Below are 19678 nucleotides of genomic sequence, written 5' to 3' on the forward strand. Positions count from 1 at the left end.
CCGTCCATGAACGTCTACGATTTCATCAAGCTGGCGCTGTTCGCCATCACCCGGAACAAGACCCGGGCCTTCCTCACCATGCTCGGCATCATCATCGGCGTGGGCGCCGTCATCGCCATGATCGGCATCGGCCAGGGTTCCAAGCAGGCCTCCATCGCCATCATCCAGAACATGGGCTCGAACATGCTGACCATCTTCAACGGCGGCGGGAGCTCCAACAGCGCCCGGGGCCCCATGGGCATGGGCTCGGTCCCCATCCTCCTGGAGGAGGACGCCGGCCTCATCGAGCGCGACCTCTCGGGCTCGACGGTGGTGGCGGCCACCCCGCAGGTGCGGGCCAACCGCGCCATCATCTACCAGAACAACAACACCGTCTCCACCGTGCAGGGTTCGGGCGTCCAGTTCGTCCAGATCCGGGGCTGGGAGGTGAAGGAAGGGCGGTTCTTCACGGAGCAGGAGACCAAGGCCCAGGCCAAGGTCTGCGTCCTGGGCTCCACTGTGCGCGACACGCTCTTTCCCAACGGCGAGGAACCCCTGGGCAAGATCATCCGCATCGCCTCCCTCCCCTTCGAGGTGGTGGGGATCCTCGAATCCAAGGGCGCCGGCATGATGGGCGACCAGGACGACCTGGTGGTCGCCCCCTACACCACCGTCATGCGCAAGATCGTGGGCACGGACCGCATCCAGAACATCCTCGTGAGCGCCCAGGAGGGCAAGGCCGACCTGGCCGAGATGGAGATCACCGCGCTCCTGCGCCAGCGCCTGCGCCTGACCCCCAAGGACGAGAACCCCTTCATGATCCGCAAGCAGGACGACTGGGTGAAGATGCAGGACGAGCAGGCCAGTGTCCTCACCACGTTCCTGGCCATGGCGGCGAGCATCTCGCTCATCGTGGGCGGCATCGGCATCTCCAACATCATGCTGGTGAGCGTCACCGAAAGGACCCGGGAGATCGGCCTGCGCCGGGCGCTGGGCGCGACCCGCCGGAGCGTGCTCCTGCAGTTCCTCACCGAGGCCGTGGTGCTGTCCATCCTGGGCGGCCTTCTGGGGGTGGGCATCGCCTACCTGATCATCTGGATCCTCAAGTTCACCGCCGTCCTTCCGGCCGTGGCCGAGCCCTGGGCCGTGGCCCTGGGCCTGGGCTTCTCCGGGGTGGTGGGCATCGTCGCGGGGTTCCTGCCCGCGCTCAAGGCCGCGAACCTGGATGTCATCGACGCCCTGCGGTATGAGTAGCGATCCGGACCACGACCCATACCAGGCCCTGCGATTCCCCGAGTACCGATGGTTCCTGGGGGGGCTCGTGGCTTTCACCGTGGCCACGCAGATCCAGACCCTGGCCATGGCGTGGCAGGTCTACCACATCACCCGGGACCCCCTGTCCCTGGGGCTCATCGGGCTGGCCGAGGCCGTCCCCTTCCTGGGCCTGTGCCTCGTGGGCGGATGGGCCGCGGACCGCCGGGACCGGCGCGCCCTCACGCTCCTGTCCATGGCCGTCATGCTCCTGGGCGGGCTCCTGCTGCTGGGCATGAATTTCGGGCGCGTCCCGCGCCTGGTGTGGCCCTTCTATGCCATCCAGGCCCTGGCGGGCCTGGGCCGGGCCTTCTTCCGGCCCGCCTCCCAGGCGCTGGCCACCGAGCTGGTGCCCTGGGAGGCCTACCAGAACGCCGCCACCTGGCGCAGCTCCTCGTTCCAGCTGGCCCAGGTCACCGGCCCGGCCCTGGGGGGGCTCCTCTTCGGCTTCGGCAGCGCCACGCTCACGTACGGCGTGGAAGTCCTGCTCATGCTCTTCGCCGTGGGCACCCTTTCCCGGGTGGCGCCCCGGCCCCGGGTGCCGTCCATGGCCCCCATCCTCCAGAGTCTGGGTGAGGGGGTGAGGTTCGTGTTCACCAACCGCCTGGTGCTGGGCGCCCTCAGCCTGGACCTGTTCGCGGTGCTCTTCGGCGGGGCGGTGGCCATGCTGCCGGTCTTCGCGTCGGAAATCCTGCGGGTGGGCCCCCAGGGCCTGGGGATCCTCCGGGCCGCGCCCGCTGTGGGTTCCGTGGCCATGGGCTTCTGGCAGGCCCACCATCCGCCCCGGAACCACGCCGGCCGGATCCTGCTCATCTGCGTGGCCGCCTTCGGCTTGTGCTGGGTCGGCTTCGCGCTGTCCCGCGTGTTCGCGGTCTCCCTGGTGCTCCTGGTGGCCAGCGGCGCCATGGACAGCGTGAGCATGGTGCTCCGCGGCACGCTGGTGCAGACCCGCACCCCGCCCGAGATGATGGGACGGGTGCAGGCGGTGAACGGCTTCTTCATCGGCTCCAGCAACGAACTGGGCAGCTTCGAATCGGGCCTGGCAGCGCGCGTGCTGGGCGTGGTGCCCTCGGTGGTCTTCGGGGGCCTGATGACCTTGGGCGTCGTGGGCGCCATCGCCTGGCGGGTGCCCGAACTCCGCCGCCTCAGGCGCATCGCCGGCTGAAGCCGTTGAACCCGCCGGCCCCCGCGGCCACCATGGGAGATCCCCCCTGCGGAGCCCCCATGACCGATGCAGCCACACAGGATCGCGGCGCCACGGCCCTTCCGGGCCGCCCCAGGTGAAGCTCGTCCCCGCCCCCCGTCTTCCCCGGCTCCCCATGTGGGCCGTGGCCGTGGCCCTGGCCTTCGTCGCCCTGCAGGGGGCCGTGGCGGTCCTGGAGCGCCGCTGGGGTGTGGAGGTGGCCCCCTGCCTCTTCAAGGGCCTCACGGGCCATCCCTGCCCCACCTGCGGAGCCACGCGGGCGGCGTTGGCCCTGGCGTCCGGCCATCCCTGGCGGGCCTTCCTCTGGAACCCGCTCCTGGTGGCCGCGGGGGCCCTGGCCGCCGCCGGCTTCGCCTTCCGCGCCGCCACGGGCCTGGCCCCCCGATTCCAGTGGACCCCGCGGGGGCGCACCCTGGCCCTGCTCGCCCTTGCCGCGGCCGTCCTCGCGAACTGGGTCTATTTGCTTCGGTCTGGGGTCTGATTCCCTGGGTGGCCTTCCGCCTGGTTCAAGCATTTCAAGCGCCTCACGGTTCGCTATGAAAGACGGGCAGATATCCATCTGGCCTTGCTCAAATTCACAGCCAGCCTCATCTGCTTCTCTGCCTTGGGGTGGTGACGGGCGGTAGGGGTGAGAAGAAATCCAAAAGGCAGTTCTCCGCGTACCTCTGCGAGATCTGAGCGCCGCGTCCAATTGGCTGCTGGTGTGTGCCGGCGCGACCGTCCACGGACGCAATGCGCCGACCCGCATGGAGAACCACTTGAAACGCGGACGCTGAGGACTCGCGGAGGATCGCTGAGGAAATACTTCAGGCTTTCAAAGTCGGGAATGCCCAATCCAGTTTGCAGGTTTTGTTACCACTTCTAAATTGGAATACAAGCTAAGTGCTTTCAGAGCTTGGAATGGGAATGGTGGCTTCGGGGAAAGGTTCAGTCCTTGCGTCAATGCCAAAGTGTATTACACTAAATGCCGACGGGGTATCAATGATCCCCAAGAAACCCAAGCTGAGATGGACCCCGGATGCGGAGGAATACATCCTCCTCAAGCACCACGTCAGGCAGGAGATCCTGGACGCCGAGGATCTTTCGATGGTGAGCAGCCGCCTGGGGCGCGTGATGCTCCAAGGCACGGTCCACGGGAAGTGCTATCGCCTGATCGTTGAGCTGTTGGACCGCAAGGAATGGGCATTCGAACCGGTGACGGGGTATCGCTATGGTGCCGGGGATTTGAAAAAAGGAGGGCACCCATGAGCAAGCCGACCCGGAAGGGAATCACCTGGGGGGAAGTCATCCAGGAGGCGGGTGAGCTTCCGAAGGGGCATTCCAAGAAGCCGTTCGCGGAGCGTGCGGCTGAAGCCGAAGCCTGGGCGAAGGAATTGAAGGGTGGCCCAGCTGGACGCCCCATCGTTCGAATGGGACGTCCTAGCAAGGCTGCGCCGAAGGTGGAAACCGAGCTGGTGACCTTCCGGACCGACAAGCATGAGAAGGAAGCCTTGGAGGCTCTGGCCGAGGCTCAGGGGCGAAGCCTTTCGGAACTTCTTCGGGAGGTAACCCACGACCTGGTTTCCACCTTCAAGGCAGGACAGAAGGCCGCCAGAGCCAGGGTGTAGTTTGGTGAAGCAGCCTGGATCAACGACCCCTACCGCGGGTCCACCCTACGCCAGGACCTTGAGCGCCGCCTCGTAGTTGGGTTCCTGGGCGATCTCGGGGACCAGTTCGGTGTGGACCACCTTGCCGGTTTCGTCCAGGACCACCACGGCGCGGGCCAGCAGGCCTCGCAGGGGGCCGTCCACGAGGGTGACGCCGTAGGCCTTGCCGAAGTCGGGGGCGCGGAAGGCCGAGGCGGGGACGACGTTGTCCAGGCCCTCGGCGGCGCAGAAGCGGCCCGCGGCGAAGGGCAGGTCCTCGGACACGCACAGGACCACGGTGTTGGCGGCACGGGAGGCCTGGGCGTTGAAGGTGCGCACGGAGGTGGCGCAGGTGGGCGTGTCGATGCTGGGGAAGATGTTCAGGACGACCCGCTGGCCCTTGAAGTCGGCCAGGGAAACCTCGGAAAGGTCCTTGCGGGTCAGGGTGAACGCCGGGGCGGGATTGCCGGTGCGGGGCAGTTCGCCGGCGGTGTGGATGGGGTTCCCCTTGAGGGTGACCTGAGCCATTTTGTCTCCTTGCGGGCTGAAGAGCCCATGGCCCATTATCACTCCTTTTTAATATCCCCACCCCATCGGATATATCCTCTGGGCGACATTTCCTCCGGAGCGGACGGTGCCCAGGTCCATCCATGGGGCGGCCGGGATGTCGGCGGGGTTGGGCAACCGCACGCTGAACAGGCGCAGCTTCCCGTCCAGCACCTGCAGGCCCGTGGCCACCCGGGGCAGGGGAGGGGCGTAGTCCCCCTCCACCACCACCACGGCCTGGCCTGCCTCCTGCAGGGACCACGTCACGAACGCCTTCACGTCCGCGGCCGCGGGCAGGGGCTTGCGCAGTCCCTGCACGGCGGGGAGGGTGGGGCCGGGGGACGGCGCCAGGGCCAGGGCGAGAAGCAGGGGGAGCATGCATCTTGTATGCGGCGGCGCTCTTCCGGGTTCCCGTAAACTGGGAGTGGAGGAACTATGCAAATTCTTCGCATCAACCACCTGGGCATCGCGTCCCCGACCCTGGACGAGGCCATGGGTCGCATGGGAAGGCTCTTCGGCATGGAGGCCGACCACGTGGAGGAGGTCGCCGAGCAGCGGGTGCGCACGGCCTTCTTCCCCGTGGGTCCCAGCACGCTGGAGTACCTGGAGGCCACCGATCCCGAGGGACCCGTGGGCAAGTTCCTGGAGAAGCGGGGCCCGGGCATCCACCACGTGGCCTTCGAAGTGGACGACGTGGACGCAGCGGTCCAGGAGCTGCTGGCCAAGGGCGTGCGCATGATCGACAAGGAGCCCCGGGCCGGGGCCCACGGCTGCCGGATCGCGTTCATCCACCCCGCGGAGACGGGCGGCGTGCTGATGGAACTGTGCCAGTCGCCTAGGTAGGCGTCCCGGACGCGTTCACCAGGCGGTAGATCCACCAGATCACCTGTCCGGCCACCAGGATGGCGATGAACCACTTGACCATGGTCAGGGGCGTCACCTCCGCGGGGCCCTGGCGCGAGTCCCGGCCCTGGCCATGGCCGGGGGGGCGGGTGCTGGTGGGGGATTCGGTCTCCAGCTCGATCTTCACGGGACTGGGCAGGGTGTAGGACGGGATGGGGCGCACGGGGGTGGCGCGCACGCCCCCCAGGCCCGCGGTGGTCCGGCCCGTGGAGGTGGCGCTGGAAGGGGGTTCGGGGGGGATGTTGGCCGAGGGGCGCAGGCGGCGCAGGGGCACGATGTCCCCGGCGTGGTCGTCGTGGCGGAACAGCTCGTTGACCCGGGTGCGCGAATTGGGGTCCAGGGGGTAGGCGTCCACCAGGGGCAGCAGGAAGTCCATGAGGCTTCCGGGGCGCTCATCGGGGTCCTGGGACAGGGCCTGGCGGAAGACCTTGGTCATGTCGCCCGACATGCCCGCGGGGAAGACCGGGGGTTCCGTGAGGATGTGGGTGATGACCGCGGCCACGTTGGTGCCGGGGTGGGGCAGCTGGCCCGTGAGCAGCTCGAAGGTGGTCACGGCGAAGGCATACCGGTCCGAGCTGGGCGTGGGGTCGCCGCCCCGCAGCAGCTCGGGGGCGCTGTAGGCCGGCGAGCCCAGGAACTCCCCGGCGTTGGTGAGGCGGGGGGCCATGGTCTTGGCGATGCCGAAGTCCATGAGCTTGACCCGGCCGTCCTCGGCCACGAGGATGTTGTCGGGCTTGACGTCCCGGTGGACGATGGCGTGGCGGTGGGCCGCGCGCAGGGCCCGCATGGCCTGGATGAGGATGCCGAACTTGGTTTCCAGTTCCAGGGAGTTGTCCCGGATGAACTTGCCCAGGCTGTTGCCCTCGACGTACTCCATGGCGATGAAGGGGCCGATGGCGGGCTCGTCGCCCACGTCGTACACCGTGACGATGTTGGGGTGGTTCAGCTGGGCCGAGATCTCGGCCTCGCGCTTGAAGCGTTCCAGGGCCTGCTCGCGCTCCTCGCCGGCGGCGCGGACCACCTTCAGGGCCAGGCGCCGCTTCAGGAGGGGGTCCTCCGCGAGGTAGACCACGCCCATGGCGCCCTGGCCAATGGCCTTTTTGACCAGATACCGGCCTATGCTCTTTGGAAGATCCGCCATTACCTTGTTCCTGGCCCCCATCATACCGGAATTGGGGATTTTGCCTGGATCATGGCACTATTTCCCCTTGAGCGGTTTCCGGGACGGGTCTGTCCACGGGGACGCCATCGCGAAATTCCCCTTCCCCCGAGGACGACATGGCAAGCCTGATCGAAGCGATCGCCGTAAAACGAAAGATGTTCTTCGAGTTCGAAGACACCCCCTACCACTGCCTGGACGTGGAGATCTCCACCCCGACCGCGCGCGGCGGCCAGACGCTGGTGCGCCTGAAGATGCGCAACCTCCTCACCCGCGCGGTGTTCGACAAGACCTTCAAGGCCGGCGACAAGTTCAAGGAGCCCGACCTCCAGATGGTGCAGGCCTCCTACCTCTACTCCGACGGGGACGGCTCCCACTTCATGGACCAGGAGACCTTCGAGACGCTCACCCTGGACGACGAGATGCGGGGCGACGCCCTGGACTTCCTGGTGGAGGGCGCCATCATCCAGATCCAGAAGTACAACGGCAATCCCATCGGCCTCCAGATGCCCACCCACGTTGAGCTTTCGGTCACCTACACCGAGCCCGGCGCCCGGGGGGACACGGCCAGCGGCAACGTCCTCAAGCCCGCCAAGCTGGAGACGGGCATCGAGATCAAGGTGCCCCTGTTCATCAAGGAGGGCGAGAAGGTCAAGGTGGCCGTGGAGACCCGGGAGTTCGCGGGGCGGGCCTGATGGGACGCAAGTACCGCCTGGGCCAGAGCCGGGACGCCCACGACCTGGACAGCCCCGACGCCTACGCGCGGGAGGGCAAGGCCCAGAGCAAGCGCCGCCAGCAGTCCGCGGAGCGCCTGACCACCGAGGCCGAGGCCCACGACTCGGACGCCATGCTCCTGCTGCCCGACGCGTCCCCCTGGGCGCACCTGGAGTCGGCCACCCTCGTGTGGCGCCACAGCCAGATCGTGGACCTGGAGCTGGACGACCGCACCCCCATCCGCGCCACGCTGGCCGGCAAGCTCAAGGGCGTGAAGCTGGTGGTCGGCGACCGGGTGCGGTTCTCCCCGGTGCCCGTGGAGTCCCAGGATCCGGACCTGCCCCGGGTCCAGGTGGTGGCCGTGCTGCCCCGGCGCACGCTCCTCAAGCGCGGGGGCATCGACGACCGGGAACCCTGGCAGCTCATCTGCGCCAACGCCGAGGAGCTCTGGGTGTGCGCCGCGGTGGTGGACCCTCCGCTGCGCCCGGGCCTCCTGGAGCGCGCCCAGACCATCGCCCTGGCTTCGGGAATGGGCTTCCGCATCATCGTCACCAAGCGGGACCGGGCCTCCAGCAAGGACACCCTCCCGGAGCTGGACCCCCTGCGGGCCCAGAACCTGCCCATCGTCGAGACCAGCGCCGTCACGGGCGCGGGCCTGGCGGAACTGGCGGAGCTGCTCAAGGGCCGCACGGTGGCCCTGGTGGGCCACAGCGGCGTGGGCAAGAGCACCCTCGTCAACGCCCTGGCCCCCGGGCTCAACCAGCGCACGGGGGACATGAGCCGCTACGGCACCGGCCGCCAGACCACCACCGGCGCGCGGTGGCTGCCGTGCGTCTGCGGAGGGACCCTGGTCGACACCCCGGGGATCCGCAACCTCAGCGTGCGCGGCTTTCCCCGGACCCTGCTCCCGGCCATCTTCCCCGAGTTCCCCCCCGAGTGGATCGAGGACCCCATGGCCCTGGACCCCGAGGACGAGGCGCTCGGCCTGGACTACCCGGAACGGCTCCAGAGCCTGCAGCGCCTGTGGCTGGAGATGGAGGAGCGCAACCCGAACCAGAACGTCTTCAGGTGAGATCCCAGGGTGCCGGCGTCTCCATCGCGGACCGCTGGGGCTGGAACTTGAGGATCTGGAAGTTGGCCGACAGGTCGAAGTCCCGGGGCATGATGTAGCTGGGGTGGCGCGCCTGGGGGCCGGCGCCCTCGCCCAGGGGCGGCTGGATGGTGATGCCGGCGCGGTAGAAGGCCTTGGCGATGAGGGCCGAGCAGATCACCTCGCGGCTGCTGGAGCTGCCCAGGTAGAGGCTGCGCGGCCGGAAGCGCCGGGGCACGAGGTGGAAGGGGAAGAGATACCGGGCCAGGTCGAAGATGTTGCGCTGGTCGTAGCGCACGCCCAGGTGCGTGAGCAGCTCCATCATCACCCGGTCCAGGCCGCCGGACCTCAGCCCCTGGGGCCGGCAGATGCGGAGGTTGTTGCCCATGTAGATGGAAAGGGGCACCACCCGCACCCCTTCCTTCAGGTCGCTCTCGATGAGGAGGTGGGCGGCCTCGGGGCCGTACCGGTCCAGGGCCCGGTCCGCCTCGGGCCCGCCCCAGCGCAGCAGCGCGTCCCCCACGTACATCGTGGCGTGGCTCCAGGAGCTCTGGGTGAGGTACTTGATGAACTGTGAGATGCGGGTGTCGCCCTCCACCAGGATCACGTCCCCGGGCCGCAGGACGGCGCGCAGCTGGACGGGATCGTTGGGGACCCGCCGCTGGTAGCTGGACACGGTGCCCGTGAGGTACTCGACCATCGCCCGGGAAAGCGAGTCCTGGAGGAGCATCAGAGCTCCACGAGCTCCACGGAGTCCAGGGGCTCGCCCAGGAAGCGCTCCCCCACCTCCTGGAGGCGGGTTCCGGCGTCGGTGAGCAGGATCCTCAGGTCGCCGCGGGCGCTGGCGGTGCGGAACCCCAGGGAGCCCCGCAGCAGGTCCTCCACCGCCTGGGCCGCGAGCTCGCCGCTGTCCAGCCAGGTGGTTCCAGGGCGGGTGCGGTTCAGGGAGGGCATCAGGGTGGGGTAGTGGGTGCAGCCCAGCACGATGGTGCGCACCTCGAAGGGGATCTGGTTCAGGTACCGGCGGCAGATGGCGTCGGTGATGGGATCGTCCAGCCAGCCTTCCTCCGCGAAGCCCACCAGGAGGGGGCAGGGGAGGCTGTGGATCACCGCCTGGGGATTCCGCCGGCGGATGGCGTCCTCGTAGGCGCCGGACTGCACCGTGGCCAGGGTGCCGATGACGCCCACGGCGCCCTTGACCTGGCTCGCGGCCTCGGCCCCGGGCTCGATCACGCCGATGACGGGGCAGGGCGCGGCCGCCTGCAGCGCCGCCAGGCCGTGGGCCGAGGCGGTGTTGCAGGCGATGACCATGAGCTTGGGATTGTGGCGGCCCAGGATGGTGCCGGCCTGCAGGGCGTACCGCTCGATGGTGGCGTGGGACTTGTTCCCGTAGGGCACCCGGGCGGTGTCGCCCAGGTACACGATGGACTCCCCGGGCAGGAGCTTTCGCAGCGCGCGCACCACCGTCAGCCCCCCGATGCCGGAATCGAAGACGCCGATGGGCCGGTCCTGGCGGTTCATGGGAGCTTCTCCGCCAGGATGGCCACCCAGGCGCCTTCGGTGGTCACCTTCAGGGGCCGGAAGCCGTAGGCCGCCAGGCTGATGAGGGCCTCGTCCTGGCGCTCGGCGAGGATGCCCGAGGCCACCAGGAGGGTGCCGGGGGCGGCGATGGAGGCCATGCGGGGCAGCAGGTCCTGGATCGTCTCCAGGAGGATGTTGGCCAGGATGGTGCGCCAGGGGCCGTCGGCCCTGGGGTCGTCCAGGAGGCCCACGTAGTGGGTGAAGGGACGGGCCCCGCCCAGGACGCCCCGGTTCAGCTCCATGAATTCGTCCATGGCGGGGCCGCAGTCGGGGTCGTTGTCCAGGGCCGCGATGCGCCGGGCGCCGCAGAGCCACGCGGTCAGGGCCAGGATGCCCGTGCCGGCGCCGATGTCGAGCACCGGGTCCTGCAGGCGGCCCTGGGCGGCCAGGTCCTCCAGGTGGGCCATGCACAGCCTCGTGGTCTCGTGACCGCCGGTGCCGAAGGCCAGGCCCGGGTTCACGACGATGGGGGTGCGCCCGGCCGGGGCCGGGCTGTCGTCCCACAGCGGGCGGATGTAGAAGCCCTGGCCCACCTCGATGGGGCCGAAGCCTTCCCGGCTCTTGGCGAGCCAGTCCTCGTCCTCGAAGCGCTCCTCGCGCAGGAGGCGCGCGCCGAAGGCGGCGAGGCCGCCGGCGTCGGGGGGCGTCAGGCCCGGGGGGAAGTAGGCGTAGAAGGTGTGGGGCGGGTCCGCCTCGCGGTAGGTGGCGGTGGCGCCCCCTTCGGTGAGCCAGTCGCCCAGGCGGTCCTCCGCGGCCCCCGGTACCTCGAGCAGCCAACGGGTGTGGGGGGATGCATGGTCCATCCGACTAGGTTATCAGGCCTCGGCACCGTCCGGCGCGGCGTCCTCCAGGTCCAGCCGCTTCATCTTTTCCAGGAAGGTGGTCCGCTTGAGGCCCAGGAGTTCGGCCGCGCGCTTCTTGTTGCCCCGGGTCACCGCGAGGCTCTGGAGCATGAGCTTCTTTTCCACGTCCGAGACCACCTGGTTGAGGTCGACCCCTTCGGCGGGCAGGTCCATGGACTGGGCGGCGGTGGCCAGGCCCGACGGGGCGTAGGACTCCATGGGGGGAAGGGACGAGACGATCTCCCGCCCCTCGGGGATGCGGTCCGCCAGGAACGTGAAGTCCTCCCGCGTGAGCACGGGGCGCCCCGCGGAGAGCACGATGGCGCGCTCCACGGCGTTTTCCAGCTGGCGCACGTTGCCGCTCCAGGGCATGGCCATGAGCAGGGAATCCACCGACGGGTGGATGGCCTTGGGATAGAGGCCGTGCTCCCGGGCCTTGCGGTTGAGGAAGTGCTGGGCGAGGAACGGGATCTCCTCCCGGCGGTCGCGCAGGGGGGGCAGGGTGATGGGCACCACCTCCAGGCGGTAGAAGAGATCCTCCCGGAAGGAGCCCTCCTGCACCCGCTGCCACAGGTCCACGTTGGTGGCGGCCACCACGCGCACGTCCACCTTCACGGGGCCGCCGCCGCCCAGGGGCTGCACCTCCCGTTCCTGCAGGACGCGCAGCAGGCGCACCTGGGCGCCCAGGGGCATGGTGCTCACCTCGTCCAGGAAGATGGTGCCGCCCGAGGCTTCACGGAACTTGCCCGGGGCGTCCTTGCGGGCGTCGGTGAAGGCCCCCTTGGTGTAGCCGAAGAGCTCTGATTCGATCAGGTTGTCCGGGATGGCGCCGCAGTGCACGGGCACGAAGGGCAGGTCGGCCTGGCCGCTCATGGTGTGGATGGCCCGGGCGATGATCTCCTTGCCGGTGCCGCTCTCCCCCTGCAGGAGCACGGTGGCGCGGGTGGCCGCGGCTGCCTTGGCCTTGGCCAGCACCTCCTGCATGGCCTGGCCCACGCCCACCAGCCCCAGGGCGAGGGCCTGGGTGACCGTGAGGTTGGGTGGGGGGAGGGTGGCCGGGCGAAGCCCCGGCTGGGGCGGCGGGTCCTGCATGGAGCCCCACCGCACGGAGCCCAGGGTGCTCCAGTTGAAAAGGGTCGAGGCGTCCACGCCCCGGGTGGCGGGCGGGAGGACCAGGAGGATGGGCAGCGCCCCCGCTTCGGCGCCCGCCCGGGTGAGGGCCGGCGGCGGCTCCGGCGCGCTGGCCGTGATGACCCACAGGTCGGTCTCCCGGGGCGGGAGCGCCGGTGTGGACGCACGGTCCACGGTGATCTCCCACGCGCCGGCCCAGCGGTGCTCGAGCCCAAGGGTGGGCTCGCCGAGGGTGGACCAATGGAGGCGGGGAAGGGGGGTCATGGGACTTTCAGAGTTGTAAATAGCCTAGATGGTGTGGGAAATGGGTCAAGTCAAAAACATGACACTCCGGAAACTTCCAGCCGCCCCCGGCTTTGCTGCATCCTGGAGGGAGCGTTTCCGGAGGCACCCCATGCGCCGAATCCCAACCGTGGCCCCGACCCTGGCCCTCGCCTTCCTGGCCCTGCCGCTTTCCGCCCAGGCCTGGGACCTGCGTCTGGACGTCCCTTTCCCCGAGGGGCAGAACCTCCCGCAGACCCTCATCCAGGGCACCGGCACCCTGATCCGCCAGAAGAGCCTGGACACCGGCAACGGCTTCACCTTCACCGCCAGCCACCGGATCATCCGCGTGGGCCCCGTACTCAAGCTGGAGTGGGGCGCCGAGTTCTCCCAGTGGAAGGCCGACGGCCAGGTGCAGCAGGGCGTCTCCACCCTGGACAGCCGCCTGAAGCAGTCCGGCCTGGGCCTGGGCCTCAACGCCCAGTTCTGGGTCCCGTTCACGGGCCTGGCCGGGGAGCTGGGCGTCATGGAGCGCTTCCAGCACTACAAGCTGAGCCTGGCGGGCGCGGAGCAGACGAAGAACATCGCCCGCCCCTGGCTGCGCGTGGGCATCCGCTACAGCCTTCCGCTGCCGGTGTTCAATCCCTACTTCGCCGCCAGCTACCAGCAGCCCATCACCAAGGACAAGCCCGTGAACATCAACTCGGTGGGCGACATCGCCGGGTACCTGGGCGCCCAGGGGTCGGGGCAGGAGTTCCAGCGGCTGTGGACGTTCGGGGTGGGGGTGGCGTTCTAGCCGCGCCCTTCTTCGTGGCTGCAAACAACGCTGCTCCGCTCTGCCGGGGCTGCGGGATCAGCGCCGGATGATCCGGAAGATGAGCCGGGCCACCCAGGGGATCCGCGCCGGGACCTGGGCCCAGGACCACCGCGGAAGGCGCCGGAGCAGGCCCGGGGCCATGGCGGCGCCGCCCCGCACCACGCGGCTCTCCAGGTCCAGGGTGTACACCTCGCCCGGGAATTCCAGGCCGGCCAGTTCGGGGGCCACCCGCACCAGTTCGCCGTTCTGGTAGGGGAAGGTCACCACGAGGCCGTCGCGGTCATGGCGCCCCACCCAGTCCACCAGCCGGCGGCACCGGAGGTCCTCGGCGTCATAGACCATCAGCAGGATGCCGGCCACCTAGGGCCTCCTAGGCGCGGGTTCCTGCGGCGGCCCCGGCCAGTTCCCGGACCCAGACGGGGAGCGGCTTGACGCCCTTGGGGGGCTCCAGGGCCTTCTGGTAGCGGCGCAGCTCGCCCTCGTGGTTGATCACGAAGTCGCTCTCCTCCAGGTAGGTGGCCACCGGGAGCCGGGCGGTGCCCCGCAGGTCCGAGGGGATGGGCTCCAGCAGCAGGCTGAAGGGCGTGGCCTCGAGGATCTCCGCCAGCTTCGCCGTCTCGGTGCGGCTGGAGAATTCATCGTCGTGGAGCAGGATCACGGCCTTGACCTCGCCGCTTCGCACCCTGGCCAGGAGTTCGTCCAGGTGCCCGAACCGGTAGCCCCGCTCGGAAAAGCCCCGGCGGTTGAAGACGCCGTCGCCGCTCTGCTGCAGGGCGGGAAACTGGACCTGCTCCACCCGGTCCCCGCTGCCGTAGCGCAGGTCGGGGCTCGAGGCCAGGTCGCCCAGGCGCTGGGCGGTGTCGCAGCCGAAGGTTCCCTGGCCCACCACGGCCACCGTGCCGGCCTCCCGGAGGCGCGCCGCCACGGCGTCCACCGAGGCGGGCGCGCCGTCCAGGAGGGGCGTGGTCAGGCGGGTGGCGGGGTCCAGGTCGTAGCGGTGCCAGGCCAGGCGCTCGGTGTCGAGCATGAACTGGGTGGAGAGCCTCGTGCCTTGGGGGCGGGGGCGGAACCGCCACAGGCGGTTCTGGTCCACGTCCGCCCAGATGGGGTTGGCCATGGGGGAAAGGCGGCTGATGGTGGGCACCGGCTTGAGGTACCACACGCGCTTGTTGAAGCGGAAGTCGCGGCTGGTGAGCGCCCCCACGGGGCACAGATCCACGACGTTGCCCGCCAGGGGGTTCTCGTCCATGGTGCGCCCGGAATAGGTGGTGACCTCCAGCTCCGAGCTCCGGTTGGCCACGATGAGCTCGCCCGTGCCCGAGATCTCCCGGGTGAAGCGCACGCACCGGGTGCAGTGGATGCAACGGTTCTTGTCGATGACGATCTTGGCGCCCAGGTCCTCGTAGCGGTAGCGGCGCTTGGGCTCGACCATGCGGCTGTCGCCGCTGCCGTACTGGTAGCTGTAGTCCTGGAGCTTGCATTCCCCGGCCTGGTCGCAGATGGGGCAGTCCAGGGGGTGGTTGATGAGCAGGAATTCCATCACCCCGGCCCGGCCGTCGACCACGGCCTTGGAGTTGGTGAAGACCTCCTGGCCGTCCCCGGCCAGGGTGGTGCAGGACGTGGCGAGCTTGGGCTGGCCCTTGATCTCCACCAGGCACATGCGGCAGGTGGCCACGGGCGTCAGGGCGGAATGGTAGCAGTAGCTCGGCACCGGGTACCCGGCCTGGGCGCAGGCGTCCAGGAGCAGGGTCCCGGGCTCCACCTTGACCTCGATATCGTTGATTTTAAGTGTCGGCATGGCTATTCCCGAGTCTGGCCTTCCAGCATGAGGCAAAGGGGTGGAACGGACCAGGGGGTGCTTTAGCTCGCGCCCGGGGTCGCGACCAGGCAATTTCTGCAGAAGTTGAGGAATTCCACCAAGTTCGGGATGTCGATCGTCACCCCGGAGGGCACCACATTGCGGATGTGGATCCGCTTGCGGAGCTCGCCGCAGGCCTCCAGGCTGAACACGAACCAGGCGCGCCGGTCCTCCTCCGAGGACAGGTTGAAGGAGACGATGCGGGTCTCGAAGAAGAGCTGGGGCCGGGTCTCCGCGTCGATGACACGCCAGTCGGGGATGTGCCCGCGCCGGACGAACTGCTCCTTGAGTTCCTCCATGGTGTGCTGGATCGTGAACTGGACCTCCACCTGAACGTCCACCTGGGCCTCCTCCCTCGGATTCCTGATCGGCCGGATCTGCTAAATCCGTCACCCCTGCCCTGCATCCTATCGCCGTTCCGGGGTTTTCCCCTCCGCTTCTCCATGAAAGAATGGATCTTTCCGGGGAATGCCATGGCTACGGCTCTGATTTCGGTGTACGACAAGACGGGCCTCCTGCCGCTGGCCAGGGGCCTGGTCGGCCTGGGCTGGGATCTGCTGGCCACGGGGGGCACCCTGAAGGCCCTCGCCGACGCCGGGGTGCCGGTGCGCGAGGTGGCCGACTACACCGGGGCCCCCGAGGCCTTCGGGGGCCGGGTGAAGACCCTGCACCCCAGGATCCACGGCGGCCTCCTGTTCCGCCGGGACGACCCCGCCCACGTGGGCGACGCGGCGCGCCTGGGCATCGGGCCCATCGACCTGGTGGTGGTGAACCTCTACCCCTTCGAGGCCACCGTGGCCAAGCCGGGGGTCTCCCCCGAGGACTGCATCGAGCAGATCGACATCGGCGGCCCCAGCATGCTGCGGTCCGCCTCCAAGAACCACGCCACCGTGACCGTCCTCACCGACCCCTCCCAGTACGAGCCCTTCCTGGCGAAACTGGCCCAGGGCGCCTGGACCCTGAAGGACCGCCGGGCCTGCGCCCTGGCCGCCTTCCAGCGCACCGCCGCCTACGACGCCGCCATCAGCGCGTGGATGGCCTCGGGCACCCCGGGAGAGGGCCTTCCCGACCGCCTGAGCATCGGCCTGGAAGCCAAGCAGAGCCTGCGCTACGGCGAGAACCCCCACCAGCCCGCCGCCTTCTACGTGCGCCCCGGCGCCCCGGAGGAGGGCATCGCCGCCTGCCGCCAGCTCCAGGGCAAGGAACTCAGCTTCAACAACCTCCTGGACTCCGACGCCGCCGCCCGCACCGTCTTCCAGTTCGCGGCGCCCTCCTGCGTCATCGTCAAGCACAACAACCCCTGCGGCGTGGGCCGCGGGCCCCACGTCCTCGAAGCCTTCCTGAAGGCCCAGGCGGGGGACCCCGTCTCGTCCTTCGGGGGCATCGCCGCCTTCAACCGCCCCGTGGGGGTGGAGGTGGCCCAGGCCATGGTCCAGAGCTTCTGGGAAGTGGTCATGGCCCCGGCCTTCTCGCCCGAGGCGCTCAGCCTGTTCGCCGCCAAGAAGCAGCTGCGGCTGCTGGAGACCCCCGCGTCTTGGCCCCTGTCGGCCCACGGCCTGGATCTGCGCAGCATCGGAGGCGGCTTCCTGGTCCAGCGTCCCGACGACGCCTTCACCCCGGTGGAGCAGTGGCAGGTCAAGGCCACCGGCCGCGGCCCCAAGCCCCTGGTGGAGGACATGGTCCTGGCCCAGACCGTGGCCAAGGCCGTCAAGTCCAACGCCATCGTCCTGGTGCGCGACGGCGGCACCGTGGGCATCGGCGCCGGGCAGATGAGCCGCGTGGACTCCGTGGAGATCGCCTGCCGCAAGGCCGGGGACCGGGCCCGGGGCTCCATCCTGGGCTCCGACGCCTTCTTCCCCTTCGCCGACGGCCTGGAACTGGCCGCATCGCACGGGGTCTCGGCCATCATCGAACCCGGGGGCTCCCTGCGCGACAAGGACGTCATCGCGGCCGCCCAGCGCCTGGGCGTATGGCTCTTCTTCACCGGCACCCGGCATTTCCGTCACTAGAAAGTGGGATCATGAAAACCTCCGAACTCCGACAGCGCTTCCTGGACTATTTCGCCTCCCGTGGCCACCGCGTGGTGGCCTCCAGCTCCGTGGTGGGCCCCGCCGACGATCCCACCGTGATGTGGACCAACGCCGGCATGGTCCAGTTCAAGGACCTCTTCCTGGGCAAGGAGAAGCGCGACTACACCCGCGCCGCCACCTCCCAGAAGTGCCTGCGGGCCGGGGGCAAGCACAACGACCTGGACCAGGTGGGGTTCACCGCCCGCCACCACACGTTCTTCGAGATGCTGGGCAACTTCAGCTTCGGCGACTACTTCAAGGCCGACGCCATCGCCTTCGCCTGGGAACTGGTCACGGGCCCCGTGGACAAGGGCTGCCTGGGGCTGGACCCGTCCCGCCTCTGGGTGTCGGTCTTCGAGGGCGCCGACGGCGTCCCCGCCGACGAGGAGGCCCGGGAGATGTGGGCCAAGGCCGGCGTCCCCCGCGACCACATCCTGGCCTTCGGCAAGAAGGACAACTTCTGGCAGATGGGCGACACCGGCCCCTGCGGTCCGTGCAGCGAGATCCACTACGACCGCGGGCCCCAGTACCCCGGTGACGACCTGCCCAACGGCGAGGGCGACCGGGTCATGGAGATCTGGAACCTGGTCTTCATGCAGTACGACCGCGACTCCCAGGGCAACCTCACGCCCCTTCCGCGGCCCAGCATCGACACCGGCATGGGCCTGGAGCGCGTTGCCTCCATCCTCCAGGGGGTGGACAGCAACTACGAGATCGACCTGTTCAAGCCCATCTTCGCGGCCATCTGGAAGCGCGCCAAGGTGGACCCCGCCCAGCGCGCGGAGACCGCCAACCGCACCGCGAGCCAGGTCATCGCCGACCATATCCGCGCGGCCACCTTCATGGTCTTCGACGGCGTCGTGCCCAGCAACGAGGGCCGCGGCTACGTGCTCCGGAAGATCATCCGCCGGGCGCTGCGCTTCGGGCGCAAGCTGGGCATCGAGGGCCGCTTCTTCGCGGAGCTGAGCCCCTCGGTCTTCGCCGCCATGGGCGACGCCTACCCCGAGCTGGAAGGCGAATTGAACCGCATCACCAAGATCATCGCGAGGGAGGAGGGCCAGTTCAGCCTGACCCTCACCACGGGCCTCAAGCAGCTGGAGTCCCTGGACACGTCCTCGGGTTCCATTCCCGGCGCCGAGATCTTCAAGCTCTACGACACCTTCGGGTTCCCCGTGGACCTGGTGGAGGACTGGTGCAGGGAGCGGGGCCTGGCCTGCGACCTGGAGGGCTTCAACACGGCCCTGCGGGAGCAGAAGGCCAAGGGCCGCGCGGCCATGAAGGTCCACGACATCCGCCTGGGAGGCGACCTCGCCGCCCTGGCCGACCTGCGCGCCACGGCCTTCCTGGGCTACGAGGTCACCGAAGCCCAGGCCAAGGTGGTCGCCCTCTTCGACGCCGGCAGCCGGCGCGTGAAGGAGCTCACCGGGGCGGGCTTCGTCCTGCTGGACCACACCCCCTTCTATGCCACGAGCGGCGGCCAGGTCGGGGACACGGGCGTCCTGCGGGCCGACGGCGTCACCTGCCAGGTCACGGACACCACCGCCCCCGCCCCCCGCCGCCACCTGCACCACGTGACCATCTCCGGCAGCCGGGCCCTGCGCGAGGGCGAGACCGTCCTGGCCTCGGTGGACGCCGAGCGCCGCGCCCGCATCCGGGCCCACCACACCGCCACCCACCTGCTCCACGCCGCCCTGCGCGACGTGCTGGGCACCCACGTGAAGCAGGCCGGCTCCGTGGTGGACGCCGAGCGCCTGCGGTTCGACTTCAACCACTTCGCCCCCCTGGAGCCCGAGCAGGTGCTGGAGATCGAGCGGCTGGTGAACGAGCAGACTCTCCTGGCGCACCGCACCACCAGCCAGGTCATGCCCATCGAGGAGGCCCTGGCCGCGGGGGCCATGGCGCTGTTCGGCGAGAAGTACGGCGACACCGTGCGGGTCGTCTCCGTTCCCGGGTTCTCCCGGGAGCTCTGCGGGGGCACCCACGTCGCCAACACCGGCGAGATCGGCCTGGTGAAGATCGTGAGCGAAGGCGCGGTGGCCGCCGGCGTGCGCCGGCTGGAGGCCGTGGCCGGCGCCGCGGCCCTCCAGCGCCTCCAGGAGGACGAGCACCTCCTGGTCTCCCTGGCCCGCCAGGTGAACACCCCGCGCGAGGCCCTGGGCAGCGTCATCGCCGCCAAGGAGGCCCGCATCCATGAACTGGAGCGCGAGCTGAAGGAGACCCGCCTCAAGGCCGCCGGTTCCGGCGGCGCCGCGGAAGAGGTGGCCCAGCTGGGAGGCCGCACCGTGGTCACCCTGTCCGTGGAAGGCATCGACGGCCCCGCCCTGCGCGAGATGATGGACCAGGTGCGCACCCGCCACCGCAGCGCCGTTATCGCCCTGGCCTCGAAGCTCGCCGACGACAAGCTGGCCCTCCTGGTGAGCGTGTCCCTGGACCTCACGGGCGGCGCCGACGCCGGCGCCCTCCTCAAGGCCATGGCCCCCCACGTGGACGGCCGCGGCGGCGGGAAGAAGGAACTGGCCCAGGGCGGCGGCACGAAGCCCCAGGGCCTCCCCGAGGCCTTCGCCGCCCTCCGGGCCGCGCTGGCCTAG

Annotated in this window: 21 protein-coding genes and 1 pseudogene; 12 read left to right on the forward strand and 10 right to left on the reverse strand. The window is 69.5% G+C overall.

The genetic code is table 11. From position 1 onward, the window contains the following. Positions 1-6: 6 nt before the first annotated feature. The 6 genes and pseudogenes from ACZ5LB_RS16155 to ACZ5LB_RS16180 all read left to right on the forward strand — a co-directional run bounded on the left by ACZ5LB_RS16155 (position 7) and on the right by ACZ5LB_RS16180 (position 4101). Entirely contained in the window at positions 7-1233 is a 1227-nt protein-coding gene (locus ACZ5LB_RS16155) for an ABC transporter permease (RefSeq protein ID WP_464603231.1), read from the forward strand. Then, a complete protein-coding gene (locus tag ACZ5LB_RS16160) occupies positions 1226-2455 on the forward strand; it encodes an MFS transporter (RefSeq protein WP_464603232.1) in 1230 nt (409 codons plus the stop codon). Before ACZ5LB_RS16155 ends, ACZ5LB_RS16160 begins: the two co-directional genes overlap by 8 nt. Positions 2456-2570: 115 nt before the next feature. Then, complete coding sequence (locus ACZ5LB_RS16165) at positions 2571-2975, forward strand: DUF2752 domain-containing protein (protein ID WP_464603233.1); 405 nt, start codon at positions 2571-2573, stop codon at positions 2973-2975. 18 nt (positions 2976-2993) lie between these two features. Further along, a pseudogene (locus ACZ5LB_RS16170) lies at positions 2994-3110 on the forward strand (IS5/IS1182 family transposase); the annotation flags it as partial. Between the two features lie 365 nt (positions 3111-3475). After that, complete coding sequence (locus ACZ5LB_RS16175) at positions 3476-3742, forward strand: hypothetical protein (protein WP_464603234.1); 267 nt, start codon at positions 3476-3478, stop codon at positions 3740-3742. Next, positions 3739-4101 (forward strand): ribbon-helix-helix domain-containing protein, encoded by a 363-nt coding sequence (locus ACZ5LB_RS16180; protein WP_464603235.1) that lies wholly within the window; start codon positions 3739-3741, stop codon positions 4099-4101. Before ACZ5LB_RS16175 ends, ACZ5LB_RS16180 begins: the two co-directional genes overlap by 4 nt. Positions 4102-4146: 45 nt before the next feature. Here the strand turns inward: ACZ5LB_RS16180 and tpx are convergent, their stop codons facing one another. Both tpx and ACZ5LB_RS16190 read right to left on the reverse strand, forming a co-directional pair. Then, entirely contained in the window at positions 4147-4647 is a 501-nt protein-coding gene (gene tpx / locus ACZ5LB_RS16185; protein ID WP_464603236.1) for a thiol peroxidase, read from the reverse strand. Positions 4648-4695: 48 nt separating this feature from the next. Next, a complete protein-coding gene (locus ACZ5LB_RS16190) occupies positions 4696-5043 on the reverse strand; it encodes a hypothetical protein (RefSeq protein ID WP_464603237.1) in 348 nt (115 codons plus the stop codon). Between the two features lie 57 nt (positions 5044-5100). On the opposite strand from ACZ5LB_RS16190, the gene mce reads away from it, so the two are divergent. After that, positions 5101-5508, forward strand: coding sequence for a methylmalonyl-CoA epimerase (gene mce / locus ACZ5LB_RS16195; protein ID WP_464603238.1), 408 nt, complete (start codon positions 5101-5103; stop codon positions 5506-5508). Here the strand turns inward: mce and ACZ5LB_RS16200 are convergent. After that, positions 5501-6709 carry a serine/threonine-protein kinase gene (locus ACZ5LB_RS16200; RefSeq protein ID WP_464603239.1) on the reverse strand — a complete coding sequence of 403 codons (1209 nt, stop codon included), beginning with the start codon at positions 6707-6709 and terminating at the stop codon, positions 5501-5503. The two genes, mce and ACZ5LB_RS16200, sit on opposite strands and share 8 nt — an antisense overlap. Before the next feature lie 137 nt (positions 6710-6846). Here ACZ5LB_RS16200 and efp point away from each other — a divergent pair, with 137 nt between their 5' ends. Further along, on the forward strand, positions 6847-7422 hold the full coding sequence (efp, locus tag ACZ5LB_RS16205) for an elongation factor P (RefSeq protein WP_464603240.1): 576 nt from the start codon (positions 6847-6849) through the stop codon (positions 7420-7422). Continuing rightward, complete coding sequence (gene rsgA / locus ACZ5LB_RS16210) at positions 7422-8513, forward strand: ribosome small subunit-dependent GTPase A (protein ID WP_464603241.1); 1092 nt, start codon at positions 7422-7424, stop codon at positions 8511-8513. Before efp ends, rsgA begins: the two co-directional genes overlap by 1 nt. Here rsgA and ACZ5LB_RS16215 read toward each other — a convergent pair. From ACZ5LB_RS16215 to ACZ5LB_RS16230, 4 genes are read right to left on the reverse strand one after another with little or no spacing between them, the layout of a single operon-like run. After that, positions 8506-9261, reverse strand: a complete 756-nt coding sequence (locus ACZ5LB_RS16215; protein WP_464603242.1) for a YiiX/YebB-like N1pC/P60 family cysteine hydrolase — start codon at positions 9259-9261, stop codon at positions 8506-8508. The two genes, rsgA and ACZ5LB_RS16215, sit on opposite strands and share 8 nt — an antisense overlap. After that, a complete protein-coding gene (gene murI / locus ACZ5LB_RS16220) occupies positions 9261-10052 on the reverse strand; it encodes a glutamate racemase (protein ID WP_464603243.1) in 792 nt (263 codons plus the stop codon). The genes ACZ5LB_RS16215 and murI overlap by 1 nt, the downstream gene beginning before the upstream one ends. After that, positions 10049-10915: a 50S ribosomal protein L11 methyltransferase gene (locus ACZ5LB_RS16225; protein WP_464603244.1), complete on the reverse strand. Its 867-nt coding sequence runs from the start codon at positions 10913-10915 to the stop codon at positions 10049-10051. Before ACZ5LB_RS16225 ends, murI begins: the two co-directional genes overlap by 4 nt. 12 nt (positions 10916-10927) lie before the next feature. Next, positions 10928-12349 (reverse strand): sigma-54 interaction domain-containing protein, encoded by a 1422-nt coding sequence (locus ACZ5LB_RS16230; RefSeq protein WP_464603245.1) that lies wholly within the window; start codon positions 12347-12349, stop codon positions 10928-10930. Between the two features lie 130 nt (positions 12350-12479). Between ACZ5LB_RS16230 and ACZ5LB_RS16235 the strand changes: the two genes are divergently transcribed. Then, entirely contained in the window at positions 12480-13142 is a 663-nt protein-coding gene (locus tag ACZ5LB_RS16235) for a hypothetical protein (protein ID WP_464603246.1), read from the forward strand. 57 nt (positions 13143-13199) lie between these two features. Here the strand turns inward: ACZ5LB_RS16235 and ACZ5LB_RS16240 are convergent, their stop codons facing one another. The 3 genes from ACZ5LB_RS16240 to ACZ5LB_RS16250 form a co-directional block, all read right to left on the reverse strand. Next, positions 13200-13523, reverse strand: a complete 324-nt coding sequence (locus tag ACZ5LB_RS16240; protein ID WP_464603247.1) for a thiol-disulfide oxidoreductase DCC family protein — start codon at positions 13521-13523, stop codon at positions 13200-13202. A 10-nt stretch (positions 13524-13533) separates the two neighbouring features. Further along, on the reverse strand, positions 13534-14961 hold the full coding sequence (locus ACZ5LB_RS16245) for an NADH-quinone oxidoreductase subunit G (RefSeq protein ID WP_464603248.1): 1428 nt from the start codon (positions 14959-14961) through the stop codon (positions 13534-13536). Positions 14962-15023: 62 nt separating this feature from the next. Continuing rightward, positions 15024-15362 carry a hypothetical protein gene (locus ACZ5LB_RS16250; RefSeq protein ID WP_464603249.1) on the reverse strand — a complete coding sequence of 113 codons (339 nt, stop codon included), beginning with the start codon at positions 15360-15362 and terminating at the stop codon, positions 15024-15026. Positions 15363-15494: 132 nt separating this feature from the next. Between ACZ5LB_RS16250 and purH the strand changes: the two genes are divergently transcribed. Together purH and alaS are read left to right on the forward strand one after the other, a co-directional pair. Beyond that, positions 15495-17030: a bifunctional phosphoribosylaminoimidazolecarboxamide formyltransferase/IMP cyclohydrolase gene (purH, locus tag ACZ5LB_RS16255; protein WP_464603250.1), complete on the forward strand. Its 1536-nt coding sequence runs from the start codon at positions 15495-15497 to the stop codon at positions 17028-17030. A gap of 11 nt (positions 17031-17041) precedes the next feature. Continuing rightward, positions 17042-19678: an alanine--tRNA ligase gene (gene alaS / locus ACZ5LB_RS16260; RefSeq protein WP_464603251.1), complete on the forward strand. Its 2637-nt coding sequence runs from the start codon at positions 17042-17044 to the stop codon at positions 19676-19678.

This window comes from Mesoterricola sp. MK458, assembly GCF_055384935.1.

Coding starts and splice junctions, on each gene's coding strand:
- tpx (WP_464603236.1), bottom strand. CDS start 4,647: ATGGCTCAGGTCACCCTCAAGGGGAACCCCATCCACACCGCCGGCGAA.
- ACZ5LB_RS16235 (WP_464603246.1), top strand. CDS start 12,480: ATGCGCCGAATCCCAACCGTGGCCCCGACCCTGGCCCTCGCCTTCCTG.
- ACZ5LB_RS16190 (WP_464603237.1), bottom strand. CDS start 5,043: ATGCTCCCCCTGCTTCTCGCCCTGGCCCTGGCGCCGTCCCCCGGCCCC.
- ACZ5LB_RS16160 (WP_464603232.1), top strand. CDS start 1,226: ATGAGTAGCGATCCGGACCACGACCCATACCAGGCCCTGCGATTCCCC.
- ACZ5LB_RS16200 (WP_464603239.1), bottom strand. CDS start 6,709: ATGGCGGATCTTCCAAAGAGCATAGGCCGGTATCTGGTCAAAAAGGCC.
- ACZ5LB_RS16245 (WP_464603248.1), bottom strand. CDS start 14,961: ATGCCGACACTTAAAATCAACGATATCGAGGTCAAGGTGGAGCCCGGG.
- ACZ5LB_RS16230 (WP_464603245.1), bottom strand. CDS start 12,349: ATGACCCCCCTTCCCCGCCTCCATTGGTCCACCCTCGGCGAGCCCACC.
- rsgA (WP_464603241.1), top strand. CDS start 7,422: ATGGGACGCAAGTACCGCCTGGGCCAGAGCCGGGACGCCCACGACCTG.
- ACZ5LB_RS16180 (WP_464603235.1), top strand. CDS start 3,739: ATGAGCAAGCCGACCCGGAAGGGAATCACCTGGGGGGAAGTCATCCAG.
- ACZ5LB_RS16175 (WP_464603234.1), top strand. CDS start 3,476: ATGATCCCCAAGAAACCCAAGCTGAGATGGACCCCGGATGCGGAGGAA.
- alaS (WP_464603251.1), top strand. CDS start 17,042: ATGAAAACCTCCGAACTCCGACAGCGCTTCCTGGACTATTTCGCCTCC.
- ACZ5LB_RS16155 (WP_464603231.1), top strand. CDS start 7: ATGAACGTCTACGATTTCATCAAGCTGGCGCTGTTCGCCATCACCCGG.
- efp (WP_464603240.1), top strand. CDS start 6,847: ATGGCAAGCCTGATCGAAGCGATCGCCGTAAAACGAAAGATGTTCTTC.
- ACZ5LB_RS16225 (WP_464603244.1), bottom strand. CDS start 10,915: ATGGACCATGCATCCCCCCACACCCGTTGGCTGCTCGAGGTACCGGGG.
- mce (WP_464603238.1), top strand. CDS start 5,101: ATGCAAATTCTTCGCATCAACCACCTGGGCATCGCGTCCCCGACCCTG.
- purH (WP_464603250.1), top strand. CDS start 15,495: ATGGCTACGGCTCTGATTTCGGTGTACGACAAGACGGGCCTCCTGCCG.
- ACZ5LB_RS16215 (WP_464603242.1), bottom strand. CDS start 9,261: ATGCTCCTCCAGGACTCGCTTTCCCGGGCGATGGTCGAGTACCTCACG.
- murI (WP_464603243.1), bottom strand. CDS start 10,052: ATGAACCGCCAGGACCGGCCCATCGGCGTCTTCGATTCCGGCATCGGG.